Genomic DNA, 25,593 nt, shown 5'->3' with positions numbered 1-25,593 from the left:
GCCGCCCCCGGTGGCCCGCCCCCACCCGGCCCCTCCCCATCGACCCCTCCTCCCCCACCGGCCGCCCCGCGCCGGGCGACCGGCGGGGTGGCGAGTCGGTAAGGTGTCTCCTTAAGCTCGTCTGCCGAGACAGGCGTCCGCGCCAACGCGCCCCTCCAGCCCAGCGGACACGGCCGGCACGGCCCAGGATCGACGAAGGCGGTGGTCACCATGGTCACCCGCGCCTTCGCCGTGCTCGTCGCACTGGCCCTGCTGGTGCTCGGCGCGCCCGTCGCGCCCACCGCCGCCGCTGTGCCGCCGCCCGCCGCGCGGGCCGACGGCGCCCGCCCGGCCGTCCCGGCCGACCTCCCCGCCGCCCTGTGGGACGAACGCGACTCCGGCGCGGTGGCCCTGGCCTTCCCCGGCTGGAGCGGCGACCACCGCCCGCAGGTGCGCGACCTGCCCGACGCCTACAGCCCCGAACTCCCGTGGTCGCCGCCGCCGGGCGGCCCGTGGGGGCGGGTGCCCCCGCCGGTGTCGGCCCCGGTGCCCGACACCGCCGTCGCGTTCGCGCTGCCGCCGGGCCGCGCGCCGCCTCTCACCGCGCGTGTGTGAACCATCCCCCGCCGCGTCCAGCGGCACCCGCGGCCCCGTACGCCGGCGCCGCCACGGTCGCATGAACTGTTCGTGAGAGGTAGTCCATTGTCCACACAATCGGGAGCCGGAACGCGCTGGCTGCGCGGCCTCGTCTCCCTCGCCATCGTGATCGGCGCGTTCGGCGCCGCCTGGTTCATCCCGCCGCAACTGGGTCTCGACCTCAGCGGCGGCACCCAGATCGTCCTGGAGACCCAGGACGCCCCCAACGGCACCGAGGCCAACGCCGAGAACACCGACCAGGTGATCGAGGTGCTGCGCGAGCGCATCGACAGCCTCGGCGTCAGCGAGGCGACGATGTCGCGCTCAGGCGAGAACCGCATCATCGTCGAGCTGCCCGGTGTGCAGGACCCCACCGAGGCGGCCGAGATCCTGGGCCAGACCGCCCAGCTCACCTTCCACCCCGTGCTTGGGGTGGCGCCCGCGCAGGGCAGCGGCGTGCAGGCGCCCACCGGCGACTTCGCCAACGCCCCCGCCGAGGCCGGTGCCACAGCCGACGAGTCCAACGCTCCCGCCGACGAGGCCAACGCCCCGGCCGACGGCCAGGACACCGGCGGCGACGGCGGTGGTGAAGGCGGCGGCGAGGGCGGCGGCTCCGAGATGAGCCAGGAGCAGCTCGAACAGCTCCTCCAGGGCCAGGGCGGCGCGGGCGCCGGCGGCGGGCAGCCCGCCGAGAACCCCGACGACGTCGCCCGCACCCTGCCCGACGAGCAGGGCAACCAGCTCCAGCTCGGCGAGTCCCAGATCCAGGGCGCCCAAGTCGCCAACGCCGAGGCCGTCCTCGACCCCACCACCAACACCCAGTGGCAGGTCAACGTCGAGTTCCGCGGCGAGGGCCAGGACGCCTGGGCCGACCTGACCGGCCAGGCCGCCTGCGCCCCCCAGGGCGACGCCACGCGCCGCATCGCCATCGTGCTGGACGACCAGGTGATCTCCTCGCCCGAGGTCAACGCCGACACCGCCTGCGACGTCGGCCAGACCGGCGGCAGCACCACCATCACCAGCTCCACCTTCACCCAGGAGAGCGCCCAGGACCTGGCCGTGCTGATCGAGGGCGGCTCGCTGCCGCTGCCGGTCACCGAGGTCCAGCGCCAGACCGTGGGCCCGACCCTGGGCGCCGACGCCATCCAGGCCAGCTTCATCGCCGGCGCGGTCGGCATCCTGCTCACCGCCGTCTACATCTGCGTGGCCTACCGCCTGGTCGGCCTCATGGCGGCGGTCGCCCTGGCCTGCTACACGCTGATCTCCTACGCCGCGCTGGTGGTGCTCAGCGCGACCCTCACCCTGCCCGGCCTGGCCGGGTTCGTGCTGGCGATCGGCATGGCGATCGACGCCAACGTGCTGATCTTCGAACGGGCGCGTGAGGAGTACCAGCAGCAGGAGAAGGTCTACAAGGCCAACAAGTCGGCCGGCATGGCCGACGCCACCGAGGCCGAGTCCAAGCAGGCCGAGTCCGGCGTGCTGTCGCGGCGCCGCCGCCGCGCGATCCCGCCCAACCTGCAAAAGGCGTTCGTCGCCGGCACGCAGAAGGCGTGGAGCGCGGTCATCGACACCAACATCACCACGCTCATCGCCGCCGCCCTGCTGTTCTTCTTCGCCTCGGGCACCGTGCGCGGCTTCGGCGTCACCCTGGGCCTGGGCACCGTGGCGTCGATGGTCTCGGCGCTGGTCATCGCCCGGGTGCTGGTGGAGTGGACCGTGCGGCGCAAGATCGTGCGCAAGCACCCCGCCCTCAGCGGCATCTCCAAGATCAGCCGGGTGCGCGAGTGGCTCACCACCCGCAACCCCGACCTGATGTCGCGCGGCAGGCTGTGGCTGGGCATCGCCGGGCTGGTCACCGTGGTGGCCATCGTCGGCATCGTCGTGCGCCCGCCCAACTTCGGCGTGGAGTTCACCGGCGGCCGCGTCATGGACTTCACCACCCAGGAGAGCATCAGCGTCGCCGACGCCCGCCAGGCGGTCGCCGAGGCCGGGTTCCCCACCGCCGTGGTGCAGGAGTCCGGCGACGGCGACGTCTCCGTGCGCACCGGCCCCATCAGCGACGACGAGGCCGCCGACGTCCAGGAGGCGCTGGAGGCCGAGGCCGGGGGCGCCGAGCGGATCTCCGACGAGCGGATCGGCCCGAGCATGGGCGACGAGCTGCGCAACCGCGCGCTCATCGCGCTGGTCGCGGCGCTGGCCCTCCAGATGGTCTACCTGGGCTGGCGGTTCCGCTGGTCGTTCGGCCTGTCCACGATGCTGGCGCTGGCGTTCGACATCGTGCTGGTGATCGGCCTGTTCTGCTGGCTGGGCCGGCCCATCGACGGCGTGTTCCTGGCGGCCATCCTGAGCGTCATCGGCTTCTCGGTGAACGACTCGGTGGTGGTGTTCGACCGGGTGCGCGACGAGTGGGCGCAGGACAGCAAGTCCACGTTCGCCAGGATCACCAACACGGCGATCCTGCACACGCTGCCGCGAACGGTGAACACCACCATCGGCGGCGTGTTCATCCTGGCCACGCTGGCGGTCTTCGGCGGGTCGTCGCTGCGCGACTTCTCGGTGGCGATGCTGGTCGGCCTGATATCGGGCGTGTTCTCCACGATGCTGGTGGCCGCGCCGCTGGCCTCCTGGTTGCAGCGGTGGGACAAGACCCCGCCGCCGCACGTCATCCGCGAGAAGCGCACCAAGCAGCGCCGCGAGCTGCGCGCCGCCCGCGAGCAGAGCGACGGCGCGGTGGTCTAGCGGCCACGCCCGCCGCGCGGACGCGCGGGAGGTGACGAGGGGGTCGGGCCCAGCGCCCGGCCCCCTTCGCCGTTCCCGGACCTCAGCGCCGCCGCCCAACCGGGGCGGCCCGCGCCGCCGGGATCAGGGCCGGCCGGCCCACCCGGCCCGCCGCCCGGCCCCGGCCCGCCCGCTCAGCGGTGCACGGCGTCGTAGACCTCGCGCTTGGGCACGCCCAGCTCGCGGGCGACGTCGCGGATGGCGTCCTTGCGGGTGGCGCCCTCGGCCTCGCGCGCCGCCACGGCCGCCACCAGGTCCTCGGGTTCGCGCGGCGCGTCGGCGGGCGCGGCGCCGGCCACCACCAGGGTGATCTCGCCGCGCACCTCGCCGCGCGCCCAGTCGGCCAGCTCGCCCAGCGGCGCCCGGCGGACCTCCTCGTAGGTCTTGGTCAGCTCGCGGCACACCGCCGCGCGGCGGTCGGCGCCGAAGGCCGCCTCCATCGCCGCCAGGGTGGCCGCGAGCCGGTGGGGGCTCTCGAAGAACACCATGGTGCGGCGCTCCGCGGCCAGCGCCGCGAAGTAGGCGGCCTGGCCCTTGCGGGGGGCGAACCCCTCGAAGCAGAAGCGGTCGGTGGGCAGCCCGGAGAGCACCAGGGCCGTGGTGACGGCCGTGGGGCCGGGCACCGAGGTGACGGCCACCCCCGCCGCCGCGCAGGCCGCCACGAGGCGGTAGCCGGGGTCGGAGACGCCCGGCATGCCGGCGTCGGTGACCACCAGGACGTCGCGCCCGGCGCGCAGCTCGGCCAGCAGCTCCTCGGCGCGGCGGGCCTCGTTGGCGTCGTAGTAGGACACCACGCGCGCGCCGGACTCCCCGCCCAGCCGCAGCCCGGCGCGGGAGGCGAACTGGCGCAGCCGCCGGGTGTCCTCGGCGGCGATGATGTCGGCCGCCTCCAGCGCGCGCAGCAGGCGCGGCGGGGCGTCGTCGAGGTTGCCGATCGGGAGTCCGGCCAGCGTGAGCGTGCCCGCGCCCGCCGGGGCGCCCGGGCCGCCGCCGGCCGCTCGCACGCTGCCCGCGGATTCGTCGCCGTGCCCCGGCTTTCGCGCCCCTGCGGTCACGTTCTCCCCGTTCTCCAGACGCTACGGTTAGCTCATAATCCCCGCCGAGTGGCAGCCGAAGCCGGCCGCTGACCGTCCACCCGTGCCCCAACCTTAAGAGCCGATATGACCAGCACCGCACCCCACGCCACCACCGAGCCGGATCCCACCTGGCGCGCCACGGTCCGCGCGCGCCTGGTCCCGCCCTCCCCCTTCCCGGCGTGGGTGGGCTGGGCCAGCGCGCTGGCGGTGGCCCTGTTCGCCGGCGTGCTGCGGTTCGTGGGCCTGGGGCGGCCGGGCGAGATCTACTTCGACGAGACCTACTACGCCAAGAACGCGCTGGCGCTGTGGGTGTTCGGCTACGAGCACGAGACCGTCGAGGACGCCGACGCCCAACTGGCCACCGGCAACGGCGACATCTGGTCGGGCGGCGCCGACTTCGTGGTGCACCCGCCGTTGGCCAAGTGGATGATCGCGGCGGGCGACTGGCTGTGGGGCCTGCTGCCGATGACCGAGCCGGTGGAGCCGGCCGGCTGGCGCATGGCGGCGGCGGTGTTCGGCACGCTGTCGGTGCTGCTGCTGGTGCGCGTGGCCCAGCGGATGACCCGGTCGTGGCTGCTGGGCAGCGCCGCCGGGCTGATCATGGCGCTGGACGGCCTGCACTTCACGCTGAGCCGCATCGCCATGGTCGACGTGTTCCTGACGTTCTGGATCCTGGCCGGGTTCACCTGCCTGGTGATCGACCGCGACCGCACCCGGGCCCGGCTGGCGCGGCTGGCCGAGCAGGGCTCCACCGGCGCCAACTGGCTGGGCGTGCGCTGGTGGCGGATCGCGGCGGGGGTGTGCCTGGGCGCGGCGATCGGCTGCAAGTGGTCGGCGCTGTTCTACCTGGCCGCGTTCGGGCTGCTGACCGTGGCCTGGGACTACGGCGCGCGGCGCAGCGCCGGGCACCACCGCACCGCGCTGCGGTGGTTCGGCTTCGACGCGGTGCCGGCGTTCTTCCAGACCGTGGGCGTGGCGGCGGTGACCTACCTGGCCACCTGGAGCGGGTGGCTGGCGACCTCGGGCGGCTACGGCCGCACCTGGGGCGAGCAGCACATGGCGGGCTGGCTGGCCGACCTGCCCGGGTGGGTGCAGGGGCCGGTCAACGGGCTGCGCAGCCTGGCCTACTACCACCAGCAGATGTACACGTTCCACAGCGGGCTGTCCAAGCCGCACGACTACGCGTCGCAGCCGTGGGAGTGGATCATCATGCGCACCCCGGTGGCGTTCTACTACAACGACCAGCCCTCCACCTGCGGCCAGCCCGACTGCTCCACCACCATCCTCAGCGTGGGCACGCCGGCGGTGTGGTGGCTGGGCATCGTCGCGCTGCTGGTGATGCTGGGGTGGTGGCTGACCTACCGCGACTGGCGGGCGGGCGCGGTGCTGCTGGGGGTGGCGGCCGGGTGGCTGCCGTGGTTCGCCTACCCCGACCGCACCATGTTCGTGTTCTACGCGCTGCCGATGCTGCCGTTCCTGGTGCTGGCCATCACCATGGCGATCGGCCTGGCCATGGGGGCCGCCGACAGCCGTCCGGAGTTCGCGCCGTGGAGCCGGGTGGCCGGGGGCGTGGTGTTCGGGGTGGTGCTGCTGCTGGTGATCGCCAACTTCGCCTACCTGTACCCGGTGCTCAGCGCCGAGACCATCACCTACGAGGCGTGGGCCGACCGCATGTGGTTCCAGACCTGGATCTACGGCAACGGCGGCGAGGGCTAGCCCGCCCGGGATTGCGCGGACGCATGCCCGACCGGCCCGGAGAAATCAACAGGAACCGCACCGTCGAATGACCGGTTTTTGAACACTGATTTTCGTCCGGATAAGTCTCGGCAACTCCCGTATACGGCTGGTAGTCTCATGGATCGGTTGCGGTTGTAGTTTCCATGGATGGCCCAGGCGCCTCACGGAACTTCACGTGGGCGCTTGTCATTTGGGCGGGAACTCCCGGGGACGGGCGCTCGGCAACCCGGGGCCAGCAGGGTGCGGCCCCGATGTAGTCCCCAAGGGAGAGCAGATGGCTCAGGGCACCGTGAAGTGGTTCAACTCTGAGAAGGGTTTCGGTTTCATCGCCGTTGAGGGCGGTGGACCGGACGTGTTCGTTCACTACTCGGCGATCGCGGGTACCGGCTTCCGGAACCTGGAAGAGGACCAGTCGGTCGAGTTCGAGATCACCCAGGGCCCCAAGGGCCCGCAGGCGTCCAACGTGCGCGCGCTCTGACGTCGCCTGAATTCGTTACTCGGCCCTTCGCTCGGTCTCCGGGCGAAGGGCTGTTTCATTCCCCGCGCCGGGGCTCGCCGGCGGCGCCCGGGCCGACGTCCTGAGCGGCCACCGCCTCAGCGTCCGGCCGCACAACCTCCGCCGCCCCGGCCGGCCCCTCGGCCGCCGCCGCTCCGGGGGCGCCCAGCTCCCGCACCTGCTCGGTCAGCACCGCCACCTGGGCGGTGAGCGCCCGCAACTGCGTCATGACCGCGTCGTGCTGGGCCAGCTCCAACTCCTGGTCCTCCTGCCAGCGGTGCGCGTTGACCTCCTGCTCCAGCGCGGTGACGATCACGCCGATGACCAGGTTGAGCAGGATGAACGCGGTCACCACGATGTAGCCGACGAAGAACACCCACGCCAGCGGCTGGCGGTCCATGGCGGTCTGCGCCACGTCGGGCCAGTCCTCCATGGTGAGCAGCATGAACATGCTGTAGAGGGTGGCGCCGAGGTCGCCGAAGTGCTCGGGGTCGATGTCGTGGAACAGCCGCTCGCCCAGCACGGCGGCGGTGTAGACGACGATCAGCAGCAGCCCGATCACGGTGCCCATGCCGGGAACGGCGTGGAACAGCGCCGAGACGATGGTGCGCATCTGCGGCAGCACGCTGACCAGCCGCAGGATCCGCAGGATGCGCAGCATCCGCAGCACCCCGAACCCGGTCGAGGCGGGGACCACGGCCACGCCCACGACCACCACGTCGAACCAGTTCCAGGGGTCGCGGAAGAACGCGCGGCCCTGGGCGACGCCCTTGATCAAGAGTTCGACGGTGAACACCGCGATGAAGACGACCTCGGCGGCGTCCAGGAGCGGCCCGGCGTGGGCCAGCGGCCCGTCCTCGTAGGTCTCCAGGCCCAGGGTGACGGAGTTGAGCAGGATGGCGCCGACGATCGCGGCCTGGAACCAGCCGCTCGCGACGATCGCCCGCGCTCGGCTGCGCAGCCCTGACACGGCCACCGATCCACTCCCCCGCCCCGCGGCACTGACATCACCGGCAAACGGGACCAACCCTAGCGTTTGGCGTGTACCGGCTCTGCGGGCCGGTCGGGGGCCGGGCGCGCACGCAAACCCGGGCGGGGTCGGCGGCGCGGGCCGCCGGGGAGCATGATGGACACGCGCCGGTCACCCCGGCGGTGTCTCCGCCAGGAACAACACCGGCTAATCTGCTAGAAGGCCGGAGCAATCACCACGGTCAATCGGAGGAACCCGGCATGTTCAACATCGGGGGCGGCGAGTTCGTCCTCCTGGGCCTGCTCGCGCTGCTGATCTTCGGCCCCGACCAGTTGCCGAAGGCCGCGGCGCAGGTCGGCCGGGTGCTGCGCCAGCTTCGCACCATGGCCGACAGCGCGCGCTCCGACATCCAGAAGGGCCTGGGCCCCGAGTTCAAGGACTTCGACGTCGAGGATCTCAACCCGCGCCGGTTCGTGCAGAAGCACTTCTGGGAGGCCGGCGACGACGGCGCCGCGCGGCGGCGCCGCCCGGCCTCGCAGCTCAACGGCAAGCGCCCGCCCTTCGACAGCGAGGCCACCTGACGGGTGATCCCGGCGGCGCACCGCCCTCCCGGATCCGGCGCCCCCTCAGCCGAACAGCATGACCAGCAGCAGGCCGATCCCCATCACCACGGCCGACCCCGCGATCACCGCCGGGGAGTCCAGCAGCGCCACCAGCACCTCGGCGCCGATCGTGCCGATCACCGCCGCCGCCGGCCAGGGCCAGCGCGCGGCCGCCTCCCAGCCGTTGCGGCGCTCCCGGTAGACCTCGGTGAGCGCGGCCCCCGCCAGCAGCGCCCAGAACAGCACGTGCCACACCGCGCGGGTGCCCACCGCGATGTAGTCGGCCGCGCCCGCCGCCGCCATCACGAACAGCGCGGTGCTGATGCCCAGCCGCCAGTGGCCCCGGCCGCGCATGGGCGGGATGGCCTTGCGGCGGGCGGGGGTGTCGCGGCGGAACCGCTCGGCGGCCACGGGAGGGGGTTCGGGGTCCTCGACCGGGGCGGGTTCGGGCTCCGGCAGGGGCGGCGGCGGAGGCGGGGGTTCGGCGTAGTGGTAGCCGCCGGGGGCGAGGTCGCCGATCGGGTACTCGGTGCCGCCGGGGAACTCAGCGCCGCCGGTGCCCGGGGACTCGGGCGCGGGCTCCGGTCGGGGGTGCTCCGGGGAGTCGGGCACGGGGTCTCGCCGCCCTTCTGCGTCCGACGGGCTTCCACGCTCCGTAGTTACCCGCTCGGCCGCGCGTCGGAACGCGCCGGGCCGACCGGGTCGGCGGCCGCGCGGGCGCGGCGCCGCCGGCGTGTGGACGGCGAGAGGGCGGAGCCGACCGGACAGGTGGGACAAGGGGGCGAAGGGTGCGCGGCGCTGCGATGGCCGGCACGGGGGGCGGTGCGGGGAAGGCGGTCAGCCGGTGCGGCCGAGGGGGGACGGTGCGGAAAGGCGCGCCGCGCGGGCGGGGGCGGATACACACCGGTCTCCGGCCCGGGGGCACGGGCCGGAGACCGGTTCGTTCCGAACGGATGCCGGAAGAGGGATGTCGGCCTAGTACCAACCCCAGTTGGCCTCGGCCGCCACGGCCTGGTCGGCGGTGGCCGCCGGAACCGAAGGCGCCAGAATCGCGGTGACCGCGAGGGCCACAACAGCGCACAGCTTCTTTAACACAGCACACCTTCCCATTGCATCGTCATCCATCCCCACATACAAGATGGCCTAACGGACACACTTACGCAAGACCCCAAGTTGTAATATTAACGCACTTCTACCGAAAACTGATGCTTATCGTGCAGAAACCCGCATAAATAATGATGCATCGTGCGGTGCGCACTCCACACCGACGTGATTCACTCCCGCCGCGCGTTCGCGCGGGGGCCGGACCGCCGCACGGCCGGTGGGGCGCGCGGGCGCGGCGCGCGCACCCGTCGCGGCGCACGCGGCCGGGCTGGATCGCCGTCTCACCGGGCCACCTGCCGAAACGACCGGGCGCGACCACGCTGCCCGGGGTTCCCGTGGCACAGCGTGATCATGAGTGGCGGGTCGCGATGGCGACAATCCCCGGGCGGCAGGAGCGGTCATTACGCACCGCGAGCAGGCCGCATTGGCGGACACCGCGATTTTAACGCGTTATGAGAGGCGCAATGCGCACCCCCGCCACTCCCGCCTTTGCGGCGGTTGCGGAGGACGCCCGCGCGCGGCCCGCGACACGGCGATACCGCTCCGCATAACACCGCCCGGCCGACGGATTCGCGCGCCTTCACGCACCGTGGCCGAGAAAGGCGGCGGAGGCCGCACGGCCCGGTGGAAAAGGAAAAGGAGGCCGCTTAGCGGCCTCCGTGGAACTCACAGCCGGTGATTGCCCGCCGCGGGCGCCACCGGTGCGGACACCGCCGGTTCCCGCGCAATCACCGACCGCGCACAGGACAATCCCGAATTCGGGAAGGCCCTGGGTAAGTGGAGCTGAGGGGATTTGAACCCCTGACCCCCTCGATGCGAACGAGGTGCGCTACCGGACTGCGCTACAGCCCCAAGGACGTCTCAAATGCTAGCAGCTTCCGCCCGGTGCTCCGAACCGGTATCCGGCCCCCGCGCCGCCGTGTCCGGATGAGCGCGCGGGGCGGGACCGGCCGGTCCCGCCCCGCCTCGCCTAGTCGCCGGCTGCGCGCAACTGGGCGTCGGTGTACTGGTCGTACACCTGGTTGCGGCGCTCCATCAGCTCGATCACCTCGGCCTCGCGCGCGGCGGCGGCCTCGGCGCGGGCGCGGCGGATCCGCTCCAGGCGCCGGCGGCGGCGCTCCTCGGCCGCGCGGCGCTCCGCGTCGGCCTTGGCCGCCTCGCGCAGCAGCGCCAGGTGGCCCAGCAGCAGCACGGCCGGCGGCGCCAGGACCCACCACGGCCCCAGCCCGGCGGCCACCCCGGCGCCGCTCAGCGCCAGCAGCGCCACCAGCACGGTGGTGCGGCGGCGCCGGCGGGCGATGACCCGGGCGCGGCGCACGCGCGGGCGCGGCAGCGGTTCGCGGCCCACGGCCGCCTCGGGCAGCGCTCCGGAGGCGTGGCGGGCCTCGACGTCGGTGTCGGCGGGGGCGTCGGTGTCGGTGCCGGCGTCCTCGGCGGCGCGGCCGTCGCCGGGGTCCTCGCCCGGCCGGTCGCCGCCGGCGTCGCCGTCCTCGGCGGCGGCCTGGGCACCGTCGTCGGCGCCGTCCTCACCGCCGACCGGCTCGTCGTACTCGACCTGGTCGTCGTGGTCGGGGGCGGGGTCGCGGCGCAGCAGCATCGGGACCAGGACGATGAGCCAGACGACCACGATGGCGAGATACAGAGGAGAGCTGCTCATGACTCCTCCTCGCACCGCCGGTCACCGGACACTCTCAGACGCTCCGGCGACGAGGCTGGTTCATGGCCCATGGCGACCCGCGGCCCGGCGGGCCGCTCCGAGGTCACGATGCGGCGCTGGAGCCCTCCATCGCGCCACTCGTCATTCGCCGTCTCCCATGCGCCATATGCACGTGTTGCCTGCATCGTTGGTACGTCTACGTTCCGCACCGTACGACCAGGTGTCCATAAATGCGCAGTATTCGGCCCGGAGTGTCGTGAGATTACAGTCTTTCCTCTTTCCCCGCCGCCCCATATTGCCGCAGGACACCCAGGTCACGGCGCGGCGGCCCGGGGGGATAGGCGTGATTGCGCGACGCGACCCAGTCCGGTGCCGACAGGTCCCGGCCGGGTATCGGCGATTATCCCGCGAACGGGCGGGTGCTGACACCGGTTTAGGGGCGAAGTCCTTACTCTGGGCGATCACCCGAGGCCGCGGGCGCCGCTCAGGGCCGCCCCGGGCGCGGAGCGGCGCCGGGAGACCCTCCCCCGCCCGGGGTGTCGGGGGCGCCCGCGCCGCCGCCGGGTGCGCCGCTGGTGCCGCTGCCGCGCCGCCGCCAGCGGGCCAGCAGGCCGCCGGGGACGTCCTCGGTGGTCAGCGCGTAGGCGAGGTGGTCGCGCCAGGCGCCGTCGATGTGCAACTGGCGCCGGCGCAGGCCCTCCTCGCGGAAGCCCAGCTTCTCGACCACCCGCCGGCTGGCGCGGTTCTCCGGGCGGATGCTGGCCTCGACGCGGTGCAGGCCCACTGTGAAGAACGCGTGGTCCACGGCCAGCGCCACCGCCGTGGGCGTGGCGCCCCGGCCGGCGTAGGCGCTGTCGATCCAGTAGCCGATCTGGGCCGAGCGCGCCGACCCCCACACGATCGCGCTGATGGTGAGCTGGCCGGCGAACACGCCGTCGTAGGTGATGGCCCAGGGCATCGAGATGCCCTGGCGTGCCTCGCGGCGGATCGCCTGGAGCATGGCCACATACGGCGAGAGCCCGGTGGTCTGGAGCGGCATCTCGGGGTGCGTGGGCTCCCAGGGCCGCAGCCAGTCGGCGTTGCGGACGCGGGTCTCGCGCAGCGCGCCGGCGTCGCGCAGGCGCAGCGGGCGCAGGCCGACCGGACCCTCCGCAAGGGTGATCGGCCAGCCGCGAATCCGGTTCACGTCGCGTCCTTCCGCCGCCTCCGGCCCCACGGGCGGACGGCGGCCCGAGTGCGGGTGTGTGGCGCGTGGTCGCGCGGTAACCGACGAGGAACACCTGGTGCCCCGGTCGCCGATGTCCAGTATCCCACCATTGCGGGTGGCCCGTCAGGCGCCGGGGCGGGGGTGGTCGCCCCCGCGCACCTGGTCGAGGGCGTGGGCCAGGATCGGGCCGAGGACCGCCATGCCGTCGCGGACGCCGCCGCGGGAGCCGGGCAGGTTCACCACGAGCATCCGGTGCCCGCCGCGCTCGGCGACCCCGGCGATCCCGCGCGAGAGCACGGCCGAGGCCACGCCCTTGTCGCGCCCGGCGGCGCGCAGCGCCTCGGCGATGCCGGGGATCTCGTAGGCCAGCAGCGGGCGGGTGGCCTCGGGGGTGGCGTCGGTGGGGCTCAGGCCGGTGCCGCCGGTGGTCACCGCGGCGTCGCAGCCCGCCTCCAGGGCGCGCACCAGGGCCTCGGCCACGGGCGGGCCGTCGGGCACCACCCAGGGGCCCTCCACGGCCACCCCGGGCAGCGCCGCCAGTTCGGCGCGCAGGGCCTCGCCGGAGGCGTCGGCGTAGACCCCGGCGGCGGCGCGGTTGGAGGCGGTGATGGCGGCGACGCGGTAGCGGGCGGCGCCCTCGGCGGGCGCGGGCTCAGCGGGTCCGGCGGGTCCGGGGGCGCTCACCGCGACCGCCGCCAGTGCCCGGTCTTGCCGCCGGTCTTCTCCTCGACCCGGACGTCGGTGGCGACCGCCTCGGGGTCGATGGCCTTGACCATGTCGATGAGCGCCAGCGCGGCGGTCATCACGCAGGTCAGCGCCTCCATCTCGACCCCGGTGCGGTCGGCGGTGCGCACGGTGGCGGTGATGCCCACGCCGGCGTCGTCCACGGCCAGGTCGACGTCGACCCCGTGCACGGCGATGGGGTGGCACAGCGGCACGAGGTCGGGGGTGCGCTTGGCGCCCTGGATGCCCGCGATGCGGGCCACGGCCAGGGCGTCGCCCTTGGGGACCTCGCCGCCGCGCAGCGCGGCGACGGTGGCGGGGCTCAGCAGCACCCGGCCGGTGGCGGTGGCCGTGCGCGCGGTGACGTCCTTGGCCGAGACGTCGACCATGCGGGCCGCGCCCGAGGAGTCGAGGTGGCTCATCCCGGATGGATGGGCGTCGGGCATGGTGGGCTTCCTTCTGGAGTGTGGGTCGGTGGCGCCCGCCCCGGAGGGGGCCGTGTCCGCTCAGGCGCCGGCGGGGAGCTGGAGGACCTCCACCACGCTGCCCTCGGGCAGCTCGGTGGTGTGCTCGGGCACCACCACCAGGGCGTTGACCTCGGCGAGCGCGGAGAGCTGGTGGGAGCCCTGCCGCGACACCGGGGCGGCGGTGTAGCCGCTGCCGCCGGCGCGGTCGTGGTCGAGCACGGCGCGCAGGTAGGAGCGGCGGCCCGGCGGCGAGTGCCGCACGGGAGCGGTCAGGCGGGCGTGCACCGAGGGCAGCGGGTCGGGGGGCAGGCCGCGCAGCCGGCGCAGGGCGGGCAGCACGAACAGGTAGAAGGACACGAACGAGCTGACCGGGTTGCCGGGCAGGGTGAGGATGGGGGTGGCCGGGTCGCCCACCGTGCCCAGGCCCTGGGGCTTGCCGGGCTGCACGGCCACCTGCTCGAACCGCACGGTGCCCAGGCCCGACAGCACCTCCTTGACCACGTCGTAGGCGCCCATGCTGACGCCGCCGGTGGTCAGCACGATGTCGGCCTGCACCAGGACGTCCTCGATGGTGCGCAGCACGGTGGCGGGGTCGTCGCCGACGAACCCGTGCCGGTAGGCGGCGCAGCCGGCGTCCAGGGCGGCGGCGGTCAGCATGTAGCTGTTGGACTCCCAGATCTGGCCGGGGCCGATCGGCTCGCCGGGCTCCACCAGTTCGGCGCCGGTGGAGAGCACGACCACGCGCGGCCGGGGGTGCACGCGGACCGCGCGGCGGCCCACGGCGGCCAGCACCGCGAGTTCGGCGCCACCCACCCGCGCGCCCCGGTGCAGGACCGTGGTGCCCTTCTCGACGTCCTCGCCGACGCGTCGCACGGCGTTGCCGGGGCGCACCGGCCGGGTGATGGCGACCTCGGCCTGGCCGCCGTCGGTCCACTCCACCGGCACGACCGCGTCGGCGCCCCGCGGCAGGGGCGCGCCGGTCATGATGCGGGCGCAGTGGCCGCGGCGCACCGCCGTGGCCGAGGGGTCGCCGGCGGGGATGTCGGCCACGACGGGCAGCCGCACGGGCGCCTGGGCGGTGGCCTGGGCGACGTCGGCGGCCGCGACGGCGTAGCCGTCCATCGAGGAGTTGTCGAAGGCGGGGAGGGAGACGGGCGAGGCGACCGGCTCGGCGAGCACCCCGCCGTGGGCGCGGAGCAGGTCCAGCTCGATGGGGTCGAGCGGGCGGACCAGGTCCAGGACGTCGGAGATGTGCTGCTCGACGGTCTTCATCGCAGGCTCCCTCAGCCATACCCGGGTGTCGGCGCGGCGGTGCCGCGGCGGTGCGGCGCGTGTGGACCCGGCGGGTCAGTCGTCGGCGCGCGCGGTGTCGTGGGCGGCGACGAACTCCCGCAGCCAGGGCAGGAAGTCGGCGGCGAGGTCGGGGCGCTCACACGCGAATTCCACCACAGTGCGGAGGTAGTCGGCCTTGTTGCCGGTGTCGTAGCGCTGGCCGCGGAACAGGACGCCGTGCACGGGGCCGCCGTCCTCGGGCTTGCGGCGGGCGAGTTCGCGCAGCGCGTCGGTGAGCTGGATCTCGCCGCCGCGGCCGGGGCCGGTCTCACGCAGCACGTCGAAGACGGCGGGGTCGCAGATGTAGCGGCCGATGATGGCCCAGCGGCTGGGGGCCTGGTCGGCCGGGGGCTTCTCGACGAGGTCGGTCACCACGACGACGTCGTCCTCGTCGGTGGCCTCGATCGCGGCGCAACCGTAGAGGGAGACCTGCTCGGGCTCGACCTCCATCAGCGCGACGACGCTGCCGCCGTAGGTGTCGCGGACCTCGATCATGCGCCGCAGCAGGGCTTCGCGCTGGCCGATGAGGTCGTCGCCGAGGAGGACGGCGAACGGCTCGTCGCCGACGTGGGAGGCGGCGCACAGCACCGCGTGGCCCAGCCCGCGGGGCTCGCCCTGGCGGACGTAGTGGACCTGCGCCAGCTCGCTGGACTCGCGCACGGAGTGCAGGCGCTGGGTGTCGTTCTTGGCCCGCAGCGCCTCCTCAAGCTCGTAGGCGCGGTCGAAGTGGTCCTCGATGGAGCGCTTGCTGCGGCCGGTGATCATCAGGACGTCCTGGAGGCCGGCGGCGACCGCCTCCTCGACCACGTACTGGATGGCCGGCTTGTCGACGATCGGCAGCATCTCCTTGGGGGTGGCCTTGGTCGCGGGCAGGAACCGGGTGCCCAGTCCGGCCGCGGGTACGACGGCCTTGGCCACTCCGGCCGGGCGGCGGTGCGTATCTGTCATGTCGGCACTTTAGGCCAGTCGCGCCGCCCGTGCCGCCCAGCCCCGCCGCCGCGCGCGCCGCCCGGGCCGGTGCGGGCGGGGCCGGGGCGGTGCGGGCGGGAGAAGGCGGGGGGCGGCGCGGGGCTGCCGGGGCGCGGGGGAAGCTGCCAGACTGCTGTGCCGTGAGCACGGTGGAGAGCAAGCGGGAGATGCGGCGCCGGATCCTCGCGGCGCGGCGGGCCATGCCCGAGGCGGAGCGGGCGGCGGCGGGGCCGGCGCTGCGCGAGGCGCTGGCGGAGGTCCCGCTGCTGACGACGGGCGGCACGGTGGCGCTGTACTACTCGGTCGGCACCGAGCCCGACACCCGCAAGCTGCTCGCGGCCCTGTGGAAGCACGGGACCTACGTGCTGCTGCCGGTGTGGGTGGCCGGGGGCGAGCTGGACTGGGCGGCCTACGACGGGCCGGACACGCTGGCGCCGGCCGGGCGGGGCCTGGTGGAGCCTATAGGCCCCCGCTACGGCCCGGACGCGCTGCGGCGGGCGGCGGCGGTGCTGTGCCCGGCGCTGGCCGTGGACCGGTCGGGTCGGCGGCTGGGGCGGGGCGCGGGGTGCTACGACCGGGCACTGGCGCACGCGGGGCCGCACACGCTGAAGCTGGCGGTGACATACGACACAGAACTGGTGGAGGAGGTCCCCGCCGAACCGCACGACCGCGCGGTGGACGGCGTGGTGACACCGGGGCGGGGCCTGGTCCGGTTCTAGGCAATTGCGGGGGCGCGGCCGCGCAGGGGTGCGGCCGGCGCGGCAACCGGGATCCAGAAGTAGGGGTCGGCCGGCGGGGGCGGTGAGGTCGGCGGCGGAGCGAGTGCACGGCCCGCGCGGGCGGGGGTCAGCGCGGTGACGGCGGCGGGCCGGACTCCGGAGCCGATCAGCGGGTGGAACACCGGGGCGGCGGGCGGCGTTGCACGGTATCGGCAGCGCCACCGTGAAGGCGCTCCGCCCCCGATGTCGCGGCTGTGCTGCCCGACCGCGTAATATTTGGCAGTCGACGGGTGAGAGTGCCAGCAAGGAGGACCCCAGTGCCGACGTACCAGTACGCATGCACCGAGTGCGGCTCCCAGTTGGAGGCCGTGCAGAGCTTCAGCGACGACGCGCTGACCGTCTGCCCCGAGTGCCAGGGGCGGCTGCGCAAGGTGTACTCCGCCGTGGGCATCGTCTTCAAGGGCTCCGGCTTCTACCGCACCGACAGCAACTCCTCGTCCAACCGCTCGGTGATGGCGGGGGCGAGCAAGAACGGTGGCAAGGACGACTCCTCGGGCGGCGCCAAGAGCGAGTCCACGGGTTCGGACTCCGGCTCGGCGTCCTCGGGCTCCGACTCCTCCTCGACCGCCAAGGCCGACTCCTCCAGCGCCGCCGCGACCGCCGCCAAGTAGCCGCCGCCAGTCCGCGCCCTGAGGGGCCACCGGACTCCGGGCCACCGGGCACGGCGCCGCGCGGCGCACCGTACTCTCGCACCCGGGCGGGCCCCGGCCCGCCCGCCGCCGCGCCGCCCTAGAGCGACCCCGAAGCCGCCCCGATGCGGCCCGCCGCACGCTGGGGGTCCAGGCCCCTCCTGGGAGCAAGCCGCCCTCGGGGCCGGGCGGTGAACCGCCGACACCACGCACCCGGCGCGCCGCGCGCCCCGCCAAGCGTGGGTCCTGTCGACTCCACCGGCCGTTCCCGGCCCGGCCGACCGGCCACCGCCGGTCCCCCGCCCGATCTCCGCAGGGCACCGCCCGCCCTTTCCGCCCCGCGTCCGAGCGCGCGATGAGGCGCGCTTCCGTTTCCGTGTGCCGGGAGCCACGCCTATCTCGCGGTGGCCGTTCCTTCGATTGGTGGGACCTTCCACCGCCGTCCTGTCGGCCCTGTGGACAACGGCGACACGCCACCCCGGTCCCGGCCTACCGTGCTGCCATGGACACCACGCACCCGCCCGGCCGCCGCCTCCCCGACCTCCACCGCCCGCGCCCCCACCTCGCCCGCCTCGTCTGCCTCCGCGCCATTCACCGCTCACGCGCGCCCGCCGACGATCCGCCAGGAGCGGGCACCCCCGTTCGCCCGGGAACGGCGCCGTGAGCGCCCTGTGGCGGGCCCTCCGCCTCCTCGCGCGGTGGCGCCGACCGCTCGGCACCGCCTGCGCGGCGCTGGCCCTCACAGGGGCCGTGCTGCTGCTACGCCCGCCTCCCGCGCCCACCGCCGAGGTCTGGGTGGCGGCACGGCCGCTCACCGCCCTGGAGCCCATCTCAGCGGGCGATCTGGCCGTGCGCACGCTGCCCGTCCACGCCGTTCCCGAGGGCGCCCTGAGTCCCGCCCGCAGCGCCGTGGGGCGGTCGCTCTCCGGTCCCGTCGGCCGCGGCGAGGTCATCACCCGGGCGCGGCTGGCCGATCCCCCGGCGCGGGGGCACGGCCCCGGCATGGTGGCGGCGCCGCTGCGCGTACCCGACCCCGGTGTAGTGGACCTCCTGCGCCCCGGCAGCCGGGTCGACGTCCTCGCGGCCGCGCCCGATCCCGCCGCCGCCGGGTTCGACGGCGCGCGGTTCGGCGGCCCGGCCGCGGCCCCCGCCGTGACCGTCGTCGAGGACCGCCCCGTCATCGCCGTGCCCGGCCCAAGGCCAGACTCCGGGGCGGGCTCGGGTGGCGGAGCGGGCGGACCCCCGGGCGCGCTGGTCCTGCTGGCCGTCCCGCCCCACGAGGCCCGCGCGCTGGCCGGGCACGCCGCCGGCGACCTCCTGTCCATCACCATCCGCGGTTGACCTCTCACCCGGGGTGGTGAATGCTGTCCGGCGTTCCACGGCGCCGCGTTCGGGCACGTGGACACCTGCGAAAACCGACCCACTGCGTTCTATGAGGAGAGATGAACGGTTTCCGGCAGTTCCTGATGCAGGGCAACCTCGTGCAACTCGCGGTGGCGGTGGTGATCGGCGCGGTGTTCGCCGATCTGGTCACCGCCTTCACCGAGGGCTTCATCACGCCCCTGATCGGCGTCTTCGGCGGGGTTCCGACCTTCGGCGAGCTGTACTTCGAGGTCAACGGCAGCCGGTTCCTGTACGGCCAGTTCATCGACGCCGCGGTCAGCTTCCTGCTCACCGCGGCCATCGTGTACTTCTTCGTCGTCCTGCCCATGACCAAGGTCCTGGAGCGCTTCGCCGCGAAGGAGGAGGCCGTCAACCGCGAGTGCCCGCACTGCCGCAGCGAGATCAGCAAGGCGGCGTCGCGCTGCGCCTACTGCACCTCCGAGGTCACCCCCGAGACCGTGCCGGCGACCGCGTCGGAGTCCGCGCCGTCTGCGCCGTCCGCATCGTCCGCGTCCTGATCCCTCCGGCGCCCGCGTCGGAGTCCGCGTCCGCCCGCGTCCGGCCGGGTCCCTCGAGGCCGGGCGCGAGGCGGCGCGCGGTGCGAGCGGATCGACCTCACGGCGACCGGGAGCTACCCGTGGGGCGCGTCGTACTCCCAGTGCCAGGGCTCATAGGGGCTGGAATAGGCCCACTGCGGGTGGAACCAGCCCCACTGGGTGGAGTTCGCCTCCAGCCACGCGAACTGCGGGGTGCCCTCCGTCTGCACGCCGCCGCACATGTCCACCGCCAGGCCCCAGCCGTGGTTGCTGGTGCCGGGCACGGCGGCGTTGCCGGGCGGCTGCTCCTGGTAGACGCGGTGCTGGTTGGGCAGGTCGCGGTAGGAGCTGGTGAGGCAGATGGGGGTGCCGAACTCGGCGGTGTAGGCCTGGTTCATCTCCAGGAAGTCCACGGCGGCGTCGGCGCGCAGGAAGTGGCCGCCCTCGTGCAGCTCGCACAGCGCGCCCTGGGGCAGCAGGCCGTTGGGGTAGCCCGACGCGTCCTGGCCGGCGGTGGGGTCGCACTCGACCCCGGCCATGTAGGCGTCGGGGTCCAGGCCGCGGTCCTCCAGCTCCTCCGTCAGCTCCCGGGTGCTCTCCTCGGACTGCTCGCGCAGCGCGGCCAGGTCGTCCTCCAGCTCCACGCGCTCCAACTGCGTCTCGGCCTGGAGGTCCTGCGCCTTGCTCGCGAGGTCGGCCTGGCGGTCGCGGAGCGAGTTGGCCTCCTCCAGCAGCGCCTCCTTGTCGTCGGCGAGCTTGAGGACGTGCGACTCCACCTGGAGGTCCTGGTCGAGGTTGCCCGAGGTCATCACCCCGAGGATCCCGCCGTCGGGCTGCTGGTAGAGCGTGCTGCCGAGCTGGGCCAGCGGCACCCGCATGTCCGACAGCCGCAGCTCGGTCTGCTGGAGGTCGTGCAGCGTGGAGATCAGCTCGTCCTGGGCGTCCTCCAGGTCGTCCTGGCGCTTGGTGTACTCCTCGGTGGCGTCCTCCAACTCCTCCTTGGCGTCGTCGGCCTGCTGCTTGAGCTGGTCGAGGTCGGAGTCGGCGGAGGCGGAACCGCTGGGGACCAGGAGGAGCGCGACAAGGAGGACCAGGAGCGCGGACATGCCGCCGTGCCGCTGAGCACGCGGGGATAGCATCAGCGGTGAGAAGGACCCGATTCGCGGCACGCGGCGCACGGACCGCGTGGAATCGAGGGTGAACGGCACGAGGGTCCTCCGCTGAGTGTCCGGTGGTTCACGTGGCCGAACCGCAAGTTACTACATGTCCACTATGGGACGGTCCCGATCGGCCAGGGGGTACGCCGCCCGCTCCGCACCCACCGGCACCGCCTCGAAACAGCCGGTCACCAGCGGTACGCTCGCCCAAAATGAGCCAAAACACCCTCCGCGCCAGGCCCGTAGCCGCAACCGCGGCACCCATCGGTGAGCAAGATCACCGGGCAGCGGTGGCAACCATACCGGCAGCAGAGTACTCAACCGACGCCCTCGCCCGCCGCAACCCGCCGACACCACGGCCCCCGCGGTTCTCCGCTACCCTTGATGACTGTTCCGGCCTCATAGCTCAGGGGACAGAGCACCACTCTCCTAAAGTGGGTGTCGCAGGTTCGAATCCTGCTGGGGCCACCCTGCCTGACCTGCGGCGACGCCCGTCTAGGTGTCGCCCGGCCCCGTTTCCGACAGTCAATCCGACCGTCATCGCCTGGTGCGGCACGTCTCGCCATGCCGCGCCACGTCCTGCGCGCACCTCGGATTCCTTCCCGAACACGACAGCGGCCCCGGCCGGACGTGCCTGCGTCCGTCCGGGGCCTTCGTGCCCGGCACTCACCTGGAACGGCCGGCCCGACCGGTTCGTTCGGCCGGGCCGACCGTCATCCAGCCGGCCGCGTCAGCGCCCGCGGATCGGTTGATCGGTTACCAGTAGCCCTAGTTGCCGCCGAAGGTCACGACGAGGCGGCCGTCCGCGTCGAAGGACCAGTCCAGGGCACCGGTGTAGGAAGAGCATCGGGAGCCGTTGGAGCCGGACCAGAACTGGTTCGAGCTGTCAGCGTCGCCGATGATCCTGTCGTTCGATCCGCTGTCGCACGAGGTGTTGTCCCGGAACACCGAGGAGCCGCCGTCGAAGTTGAAGTTGCGCTCCTCATTGTCGATGCTGACGTTGGCCGAAATCGTCATCGAGCCGGTGTTCCTGTTGTAGGTGAACCCGTGCTTGCCGTTGTCGTAGGCGATGTTGCCCCGGATGACGTGGTCGACCCCGATGTCCTCGCCGCCGAGCTTGTAGCCGTTGCGGTCGCCGCTTCCGGCCTGGGAGCCGTCGCTGAGGGTCCCGTTCTCGAAGGCGAGGGAGTCCTCGATGGTCACCGCACCGATGGCGCCCGTGTCGTCCTTGGTGAAGAGGTCGTAGCCGTCGTCGATGTTGTTGTGGGCCACGGTGTAGCGGAAGACGTTGCCCTCCCCGACGGTGAGCTTCGGGGCGAAGCCGTCGGCGTCCTCACCGTCGGAGTCGACGTTGTCATGCGACACCGAGCTGACGATCAGGTTGTTCGAGGGCCACTCCGCCCTGGGAGCACCGGCGGTGTACCGCGACAGTTGCAGCCCGGTGTCGCGGTTGTGCCGGGTGGTGACCCGCTCGATGATGTTGTCGCTCCCGCCCAGCAGGATCCCGTTGTCCCCGGCCCGCTCGACGATGATGCCGTTGATGTGCCACCAGTCGCCGCCGATGGCGATTCCCCGGTTGGAGGAGTCTTCGCTCTGGGCCGAGAAGTTCAGCACGGGAGTCTCACCGGGGTAGGCGAACAGCTCGTTGCGGTCGCCCGACAGGCCGTCGTTCCCCGGCTCGATGTGAACCGTCTCGGAGAAGTCGTAGCTACCGCCGCGCATGTAGATCGATCCGCCGGGCTCGATCCGGTCGATCGCCGAGGTGAGCGTCGTCGGATCGGACTCGGTGCCGGATGCGCCGTCGCTACCGCCCGGAGCGACGAAGAGCTCGTCGCCGGAAGGAGGTGGGGTGTCGCCTCCGTTGTCCGGTGGCGTGTCGCCTCCGTTGTCCGGTGGCGTGTCGCCTCCGCCGTCCGGAGGCGAGTCGGCGTAGGTCTCGAACTCGGCGACGCGCGGTGTGCCGCTCGAACTGGTGATCTCGAAATTGATCTTCCGCAGGGACGTCGCGTCGAAGGTGATGACACCCGCGCCGCTGCCGGTGGCCAGGACAGCGCCCGTGGCGTGGTCGACGACCCGCCAAGAGCCGATGTTGCCTTCAGATCCGCTTGCCTCGCGGATGTTGATCGTGGACACGGTTGCGTCGGAGCCCCACTTGACCGAAATGCGACCGGTCGAGCCGCTCGGTGACCAGTAGGTGCTCATGTCGCCGTCGATGACGTTTCCGTAGCTGGTCCCGCTGGCCTTGCTGGAGCCGTCGGCGCCGGCCCCGAGGCTGAGGTTGGTCCCGTCGGGAGGATCGGTCGGGTCAGGGTCATTCGGATCCGGCTCATTCGGATCGGGGTCGTTCGGATCCGGCTCATTCGGATCCGGGTCGCTCGGGTCCTCCGCTTCGCAGTTGCCGTCCGAGACCCGGTTGCCCTGCCCCGCGCCCGCGGTCTGGGCCACCACCTCCGGCACGCAGCCGGCGTCGTCGAGCTCGTAGGAGTACGGAATGTTCACCGTGGTGTTGGACTGCGGGTCAGGTCCGGCGGGATAGTTCTCGTCGCCCTCGCTCGACCACGTCACGTTGTCGAAGATGTTGCCGCTTACCTCCCAGGAGCCCCTCTCATCGGTGTAGAAGGTGCCCAGGACGTCCTTGGAGTCTTTGAAGTAGTTGTTCTCCACCTTCGCGCTCGCCCCGGCCCGCGAGTTGATGCCGGACGTCTGAATGCCCACGTAGTGGTTGTTGTACATGTGCCCGATACCCCCACGCAGCAGGGGGGTGCGGGAGTCGATGTTCTCGTACAGGTTGTGGTGGAAGGTGACGAAGCCGTTGGAACGGTCGCTCTCGCTGGACCCGACCAGGCCACCGCGACCGGAGTTGCGAAGAATGCTGTAGGAGAGGGTGACGTACTGGGTGTTGTTCTTCATGTCGAAGAGGCCGTCGTAGCCCTCCGACTCCCCGCCGGCCGCCTCCAAGGTGACGTGGTCGACCCAGACGTTGCGGACGCCGCTCTCCATCCCGATGGCGTCGCCGCCGTTGGAGGTGGGCGAGCCGGACTTCTTGACGTTCCGGACGGTGACGTTCTGGATGATGATGTTGCTGGACTCCCGGATGTGGATGCCCAACTGGTCGAACACGGCTCCACCGCCGACGCCGACGATCGTGACGTTGCTGATCTTCTTGAGCTCGATCACGTCGTCGGCCGTTTCGCAACCATCGCCCGACACCTTGGAGGTGTTGCCGTGGTTGATGGTCCCTTCCACCTCGATGATGACCGGAGTACTGGTGCTGGGCCGCTCGCACAGGGCCTCGTGGATCTGGGTTCCGGTCGTGGCCCGGACCGTCTGCCCGCCCGCGCCGCCGGTGGTCCCGCCGTTCTGGGCCGCGTAACCCGTGGCCTCACCGGTCTGCGCCGATGCCGGAGATATCGGCAGGGCCAGACCCGCCGCCACCACGGCCACCGTGACCAGCGCCGACGCGAGTCGACTCATCATTGATCGTTTCACTTTCCGCCCTTCGTAGTAGGCCGAAGCCTTGGGAAGCGCTTTCCCTGAGGATAAAGAAAGCGCTTTCCAAGTCAATAGCGAACGAAGGCACATTCTGTGTTCACGTCGCCGTGGCGTGCCGCCTTCGCACCTGAACTCCAGGTCACCCCCCTGCGCGGCTCGTGTAGGCGTGCCAATCGCCCGTGCCAAACGTACGCCTGCGGCGCCACCGGATGCGGGCACCTGCCCGGTTGATCGACCGCGACCGGTAATTGATTACCGGCGTTTATCAATGGGTGAAAATCGTTGTGGAGAGAAGTGAAGCCGAGCAGTCCACCGACAGGTTCAAGGCGCCGACCGACACTGGCCCCGCTACCGGGCTCAGCCGCAAGGCCGGGAGCCCCGCATGCGCGGGGAGCACATCGCGATCATGGAGGGGGGTGGTATGGGGGTGGGACCATCCCCGCGTGCGCGGGGAGCACCCCTCGAAAATCGATCCGACGATCCCGCCGACGGGACCATCCCCGCGTGCGCGGGGAGCACCGGCGGATCGACGCGGGCGCGGAGCTGGCTCTGGGACCATCCCCGCGTACGCGGGAGCACTTCCACTTGGTCTCCCAGACCGTGCCGAGGTAGGAACCATCCCCGCGTGCGCGGGGAGCACGCCAGCGCGTCGGCGCCCATGCGGGCCACGTTGGGACCATCCCCGCGTGCGCGGGGAGCACCAACCTCAACGTCCACAACGGGGAGAGGTTGGGGGGACCATCCCCGCGTGCGCGGGGGGCACGAGTTGGTGTGGTCGGGGCTGGTGGAGGGGGCGGGACCATCCCCGCGTCCGCGGGGGGCACAAAGCGACAACCGGGGGCGGGTGCTCGCGGCGGGGACCATCCCCGCGTGCGCGGGGGGCACACCGGCGGCACGGTGGACTTCTTCGGCGCGGAGGGACCATCCCCGCGTGCGCGGGGGGCACGACACGGTGCGCTCCTGGCGCGATGCCGACGTGGGACCATCCCCGCGTGCGCGGGGGGCACACTTATTGAACAGGGCGTTTATGGGCTGGCGCTAGCCTTTTTGGCCACTTCTTCGAAAATGGACAAATTGGACAAGGTGGCGGCGTTCATTCGTCTCGCCCCCGTTCCTCGCTGGTGCCCGCGATGCCCTCGGCGGCGGCGTCATCGGCCGTCGCGATCAGGCGGCCGAGGAGGCTCACGCTGGGTACGGCCAGGATGATCGAGCGGGCGAGGTGGGCGGCCTGGTAGCGGACACGGCCGGAGTTGTCGCCGTCGTAGCTGATCAGCCAGTCTGTGTGCTGCATGGTCAACTCCGTGAATGCCGCGTAGGCGGCGGGACCGAGAAGTCGCGGAGTGTAGGAACGGCGAAGCGCTTCGGCGGCGAGGTGCCGGCCGTGGCCTGGGTCGAAGCTGGATGCGGGATGGCCGCCCCCGGCGGCGTCTGGGCGGCGGTCATCGGCCATCACCGTGCCACCCCCGCCCCGGCCGTTTCGCGCGCGGGCGCGGAGTGGGCAAGGTCCGGTCCCAGCGCCAGGAGGAGGCGCACCGCCTCGGCGAGGTCTGTCATGTCAGCCCGCCCGCACCCGACCATTGCGGCAGGCTCGGTTTGGGCGATCGGCTCAGTGTCGGGCGGACCGCAGTTCGGGCAGCCGATGCGGGTCGGCGGGACGGGAGCGCCGCAGGCAGGACACGGGAAGCACCATTCGATCGGCGCGGTCGCCACGGCGGCGGGAGCGGTCGGTTCGGCGGCCCGCGCGGCGGAATCGGGCAGGTAGGGCCGGACCCGGGCCGCGCGGCGCAGGCGGCGCCACACGGCGGGGGCGGCGTGCTTGCCACGGGACAGCAGATGCATATGGTCCCCCTGAGGGGTCGGGCCGGGGTCGAAGGCACCGGCGGT

The 25,593-nt window shown here is 72.8% G+C and carries 22 protein-coding genes, 2 tRNA genes and 1 CRISPR repeat array; of the genes, 10 read left to right on the top strand and 14 right to left on the bottom strand.

Going from position 1 to position 25,593, the window contains the following annotated elements; genetic code table 11:
* Positions 1–201 precede the first annotated feature (201 nt).
* Together LG943_RS08650 and secD are read left to right on the top strand one after the other, a co-directional pair.
* Complete coding sequence (locus tag LG943_RS08650; RefSeq protein ID WP_270071685.1) at positions 202–594, top strand: hypothetical protein; 393 nt, start codon at positions 202–204, stop codon at positions 592–594.
* 87 nt (positions 595–681) lie between these two features.
* Complete coding sequence (gene secD, locus LG943_RS08645) at positions 682–3,354, top strand: protein translocase subunit SecD (protein ID WP_270071684.1); 2,673 nt, start codon at positions 682–684, stop codon at positions 3,352–3,354.
* Positions 3,355–3,527: 173 nt separating this feature from the next.
* Here the strand turns inward: secD and rsmI are convergent, their stop codons facing one another.
* Positions 3,528–4,397: a 16S rRNA (cytidine(1402)-2'-O)-methyltransferase gene (gene rsmI, locus LG943_RS08640; RefSeq protein WP_270071683.1), complete on the bottom strand. Its 870-nt coding sequence runs from the start codon at positions 4,395–4,397 to the stop codon at positions 3,528–3,530.
* 156 nt (positions 4,398–4,553) lie between these two features.
* Between rsmI and LG943_RS08635 the strand changes: the two genes are divergently transcribed.
* Together LG943_RS08635 and LG943_RS08630 are read left to right on the top strand one after the other, a co-directional pair.
* Positions 4,554–6,185: a dolichyl-phosphate-mannose--protein mannosyltransferase gene (locus tag LG943_RS08635; RefSeq protein ID WP_270071682.1), complete on the top strand. Its 1,632-nt coding sequence runs from the start codon at positions 4,554–4,556 to the stop codon at positions 6,183–6,185.
* 295 nt (positions 6,186–6,480) lie between these two features.
* The gene (locus LG943_RS08630; RefSeq protein ID WP_067975405.1) at positions 6,481–6,684 is read left to right on the top strand and encodes a cold-shock protein; all 204 of its coding nucleotides are present in this window, start codon (positions 6,481–6,483) and stop codon (positions 6,682–6,684) included.
* A 55-nt stretch (positions 6,685–6,739) separates the two neighbouring features.
* Here the strand turns inward: LG943_RS08630 and LG943_RS08625 are convergent, their stop codons facing one another.
* Positions 6,740–7,678, bottom strand: a complete 939-nt coding sequence (locus tag LG943_RS08625; RefSeq protein ID WP_270071681.1) for an ion transporter — start codon at positions 7,676–7,678, stop codon at positions 6,740–6,742.
* A gap of 254 nt (positions 7,679–7,932) precedes the next feature.
* Here LG943_RS08625 and LG943_RS08620 point away from each other — a divergent pair, with 254 nt between their 5' ends.
* The gene (locus LG943_RS08620) at positions 7,933–8,253 is read left to right on the top strand and encodes a sec-independent translocase (protein ID WP_270071680.1); all 321 of its coding nucleotides are present in this window, start codon (positions 7,933–7,935) and stop codon (positions 8,251–8,253) included.
* 45 nt (positions 8,254–8,298) lie between these two features.
* On the opposite strand, the gene LG943_RS08615 is transcribed toward LG943_RS08620, so the two are convergent.
* The 8 genes from LG943_RS08615 to galU all read right to left on the bottom strand — a co-directional run bounded on the left by LG943_RS08615 (position 8,299) and on the right by galU (position 15,712).
* The gene (locus tag LG943_RS08615) at positions 8,299–8,886 is read right to left on the bottom strand and encodes a hypothetical protein (protein WP_270071679.1); all 588 of its coding nucleotides are present in this window, start codon (positions 8,884–8,886) and stop codon (positions 8,299–8,301) included.
* Between the two features lie 1,270 nt (positions 8,887–10,156).
* Positions 10,157–10,230 (bottom strand) — tRNA-Ala (locus LG943_RS08610).
* 118 nt (positions 10,231–10,348) lie between these two features.
* Positions 10,349–11,035 (bottom strand): divisome protein SepX/GlpR, encoded by a 687-nt coding sequence (gene sepX, locus LG943_RS08605; RefSeq protein WP_270071678.1) that lies wholly within the window; start codon positions 11,033–11,035, stop codon positions 10,349–10,351.
* Between the two features lie 484 nt (positions 11,036–11,519).
* Positions 11,520–12,221 (bottom strand): GNAT family N-acetyltransferase, encoded by a 702-nt coding sequence (locus LG943_RS08600; protein WP_270071677.1) that lies wholly within the window; start codon positions 12,219–12,221, stop codon positions 11,520–11,522.
* A gap of 144 nt (positions 12,222–12,365) precedes the next feature.
* Complete coding sequence (locus LG943_RS08595; protein ID WP_408648566.1) at positions 12,366–12,926, bottom strand: MogA/MoaB family molybdenum cofactor biosynthesis protein; 561 nt, start codon at positions 12,924–12,926, stop codon at positions 12,366–12,368.
* Positions 12,923–13,411, bottom strand: a complete 489-nt coding sequence (gene moaC / locus LG943_RS08590) for a cyclic pyranopterin monophosphate synthase MoaC (protein ID WP_270071676.1) — start codon at positions 13,409–13,411, stop codon at positions 12,923–12,925. Before moaC ends, LG943_RS08595 begins: the two co-directional genes overlap by 4 nt.
* 60 nt (positions 13,412–13,471) lie before the next feature.
* Complete coding sequence (glp, locus tag LG943_RS08585; RefSeq protein ID WP_270071675.1) at positions 13,472–14,704, bottom strand: molybdotransferase-like divisome protein Glp; 1,233 nt, start codon at positions 14,702–14,704, stop codon at positions 13,472–13,474.
* 75 nt (positions 14,705–14,779) lie between these two features.
* On the bottom strand, positions 14,780–15,712 hold the full coding sequence (galU, locus tag LG943_RS08580; protein ID WP_270071674.1) for a UTP--glucose-1-phosphate uridylyltransferase GalU: 933 nt from the start codon (positions 15,710–15,712) through the stop codon (positions 14,780–14,782).
* Between the two features lie 188 nt (positions 15,713–15,900).
* On the opposite strand from galU, the gene LG943_RS08575 reads away from it, so the two are divergent.
* The 4 genes from LG943_RS08575 (at position 15,901) to LG943_RS08560 (ending at position 19,042) form a co-directional block, all read left to right on the top strand.
* A complete protein-coding gene (locus LG943_RS08575) occupies positions 15,901–16,452 on the top strand; it encodes a 5-formyltetrahydrofolate cyclo-ligase (protein ID WP_270071722.1) in 552 nt (183 codons plus the stop codon).
* 317 nt (positions 16,453–16,769) lie between these two features.
* Positions 16,770–17,123, top strand: a complete 354-nt coding sequence (locus LG943_RS08570; RefSeq protein WP_270071673.1) for an FmdB family zinc ribbon protein — start codon at positions 16,770–16,772, stop codon at positions 17,121–17,123.
* 768 nt (positions 17,124–17,891) lie between these two features.
* Positions 17,892–18,482 (top strand): Flp pilus assembly protein CpaB, encoded by a 591-nt coding sequence (gene cpaB / locus LG943_RS08565; RefSeq protein WP_333486340.1) that lies wholly within the window; start codon positions 17,892–17,894, stop codon positions 18,480–18,482.
* 101 nt (positions 18,483–18,583) lie between these two features.
* Positions 18,584–19,042: an MscL family protein gene (locus LG943_RS08560; RefSeq protein ID WP_270071671.1), complete on the top strand. Its 459-nt coding sequence runs from the start codon at positions 18,584–18,586 to the stop codon at positions 19,040–19,042.
* Between the two features lie 113 nt (positions 19,043–19,155).
* On the opposite strand, the gene LG943_RS08555 is transcribed toward LG943_RS08560, so the two are convergent.
* Positions 19,156–20,166 (bottom strand): D-alanyl-D-alanine carboxypeptidase family protein, encoded by a 1,011-nt coding sequence (locus LG943_RS08555; RefSeq protein ID WP_270071670.1) that lies wholly within the window; start codon positions 20,164–20,166, stop codon positions 19,156–19,158.
* 446 nt (positions 20,167–20,612) lie between these two features.
* On the opposite strand from LG943_RS08555, the gene LG943_RS08550 reads away from it, so the two are divergent.
* Positions 20,613–20,685, top strand: a tRNA-Arg gene (locus tag LG943_RS08550).
* A 300-nt stretch (positions 20,686–20,985) separates the two neighbouring features.
* Here LG943_RS08550 and LG943_RS08545 read toward each other — a convergent pair.
* The 3 genes from LG943_RS08545 to LG943_RS08535 form a co-directional block, all read right to left on the bottom strand.
* Positions 20,986–23,691, bottom strand: a complete 2,706-nt coding sequence (locus LG943_RS08545) for a pectate lyase family protein (RefSeq protein WP_408648567.1) — start codon at positions 23,689–23,691, stop codon at positions 20,986–20,988.
* 628 nt (positions 23,692–24,319) lie between these two features.
* Positions 24,320–24,716: a CRISPR direct-repeat array (repeat unit 29 nt; unit sequence GGGACCATCCCCGCGTGCGCGGGGGGCAC).
* Positions 24,717–24,802: 86 nt separating this feature from the next.
* A complete protein-coding gene (locus tag LG943_RS08540) occupies positions 24,803–25,000 on the bottom strand; it encodes a hypothetical protein (RefSeq protein WP_270071668.1) in 198 nt (65 codons plus the stop codon).
* A gap of 158 nt (positions 25,001–25,158) precedes the next feature.
* Complete coding sequence (locus LG943_RS08535; protein ID WP_270071667.1) at positions 25,159–25,548, bottom strand: PhlB family protein; 390 nt, start codon at positions 25,546–25,548, stop codon at positions 25,159–25,161.
* Positions 25,549–25,593: the final 45 nt, after the last annotated feature.

This window comes from Streptomonospora mangrovi (genome assembly GCF_027604915.1).
Lineage (GTDB): Bacteria > Actinomycetota > Actinomycetes > Streptosporangiales > Streptosporangiaceae > Streptomonospora > Streptomonospora mangrovi.
This window is presented reverse-complemented; position numbering and strand designations above follow the sequence as displayed.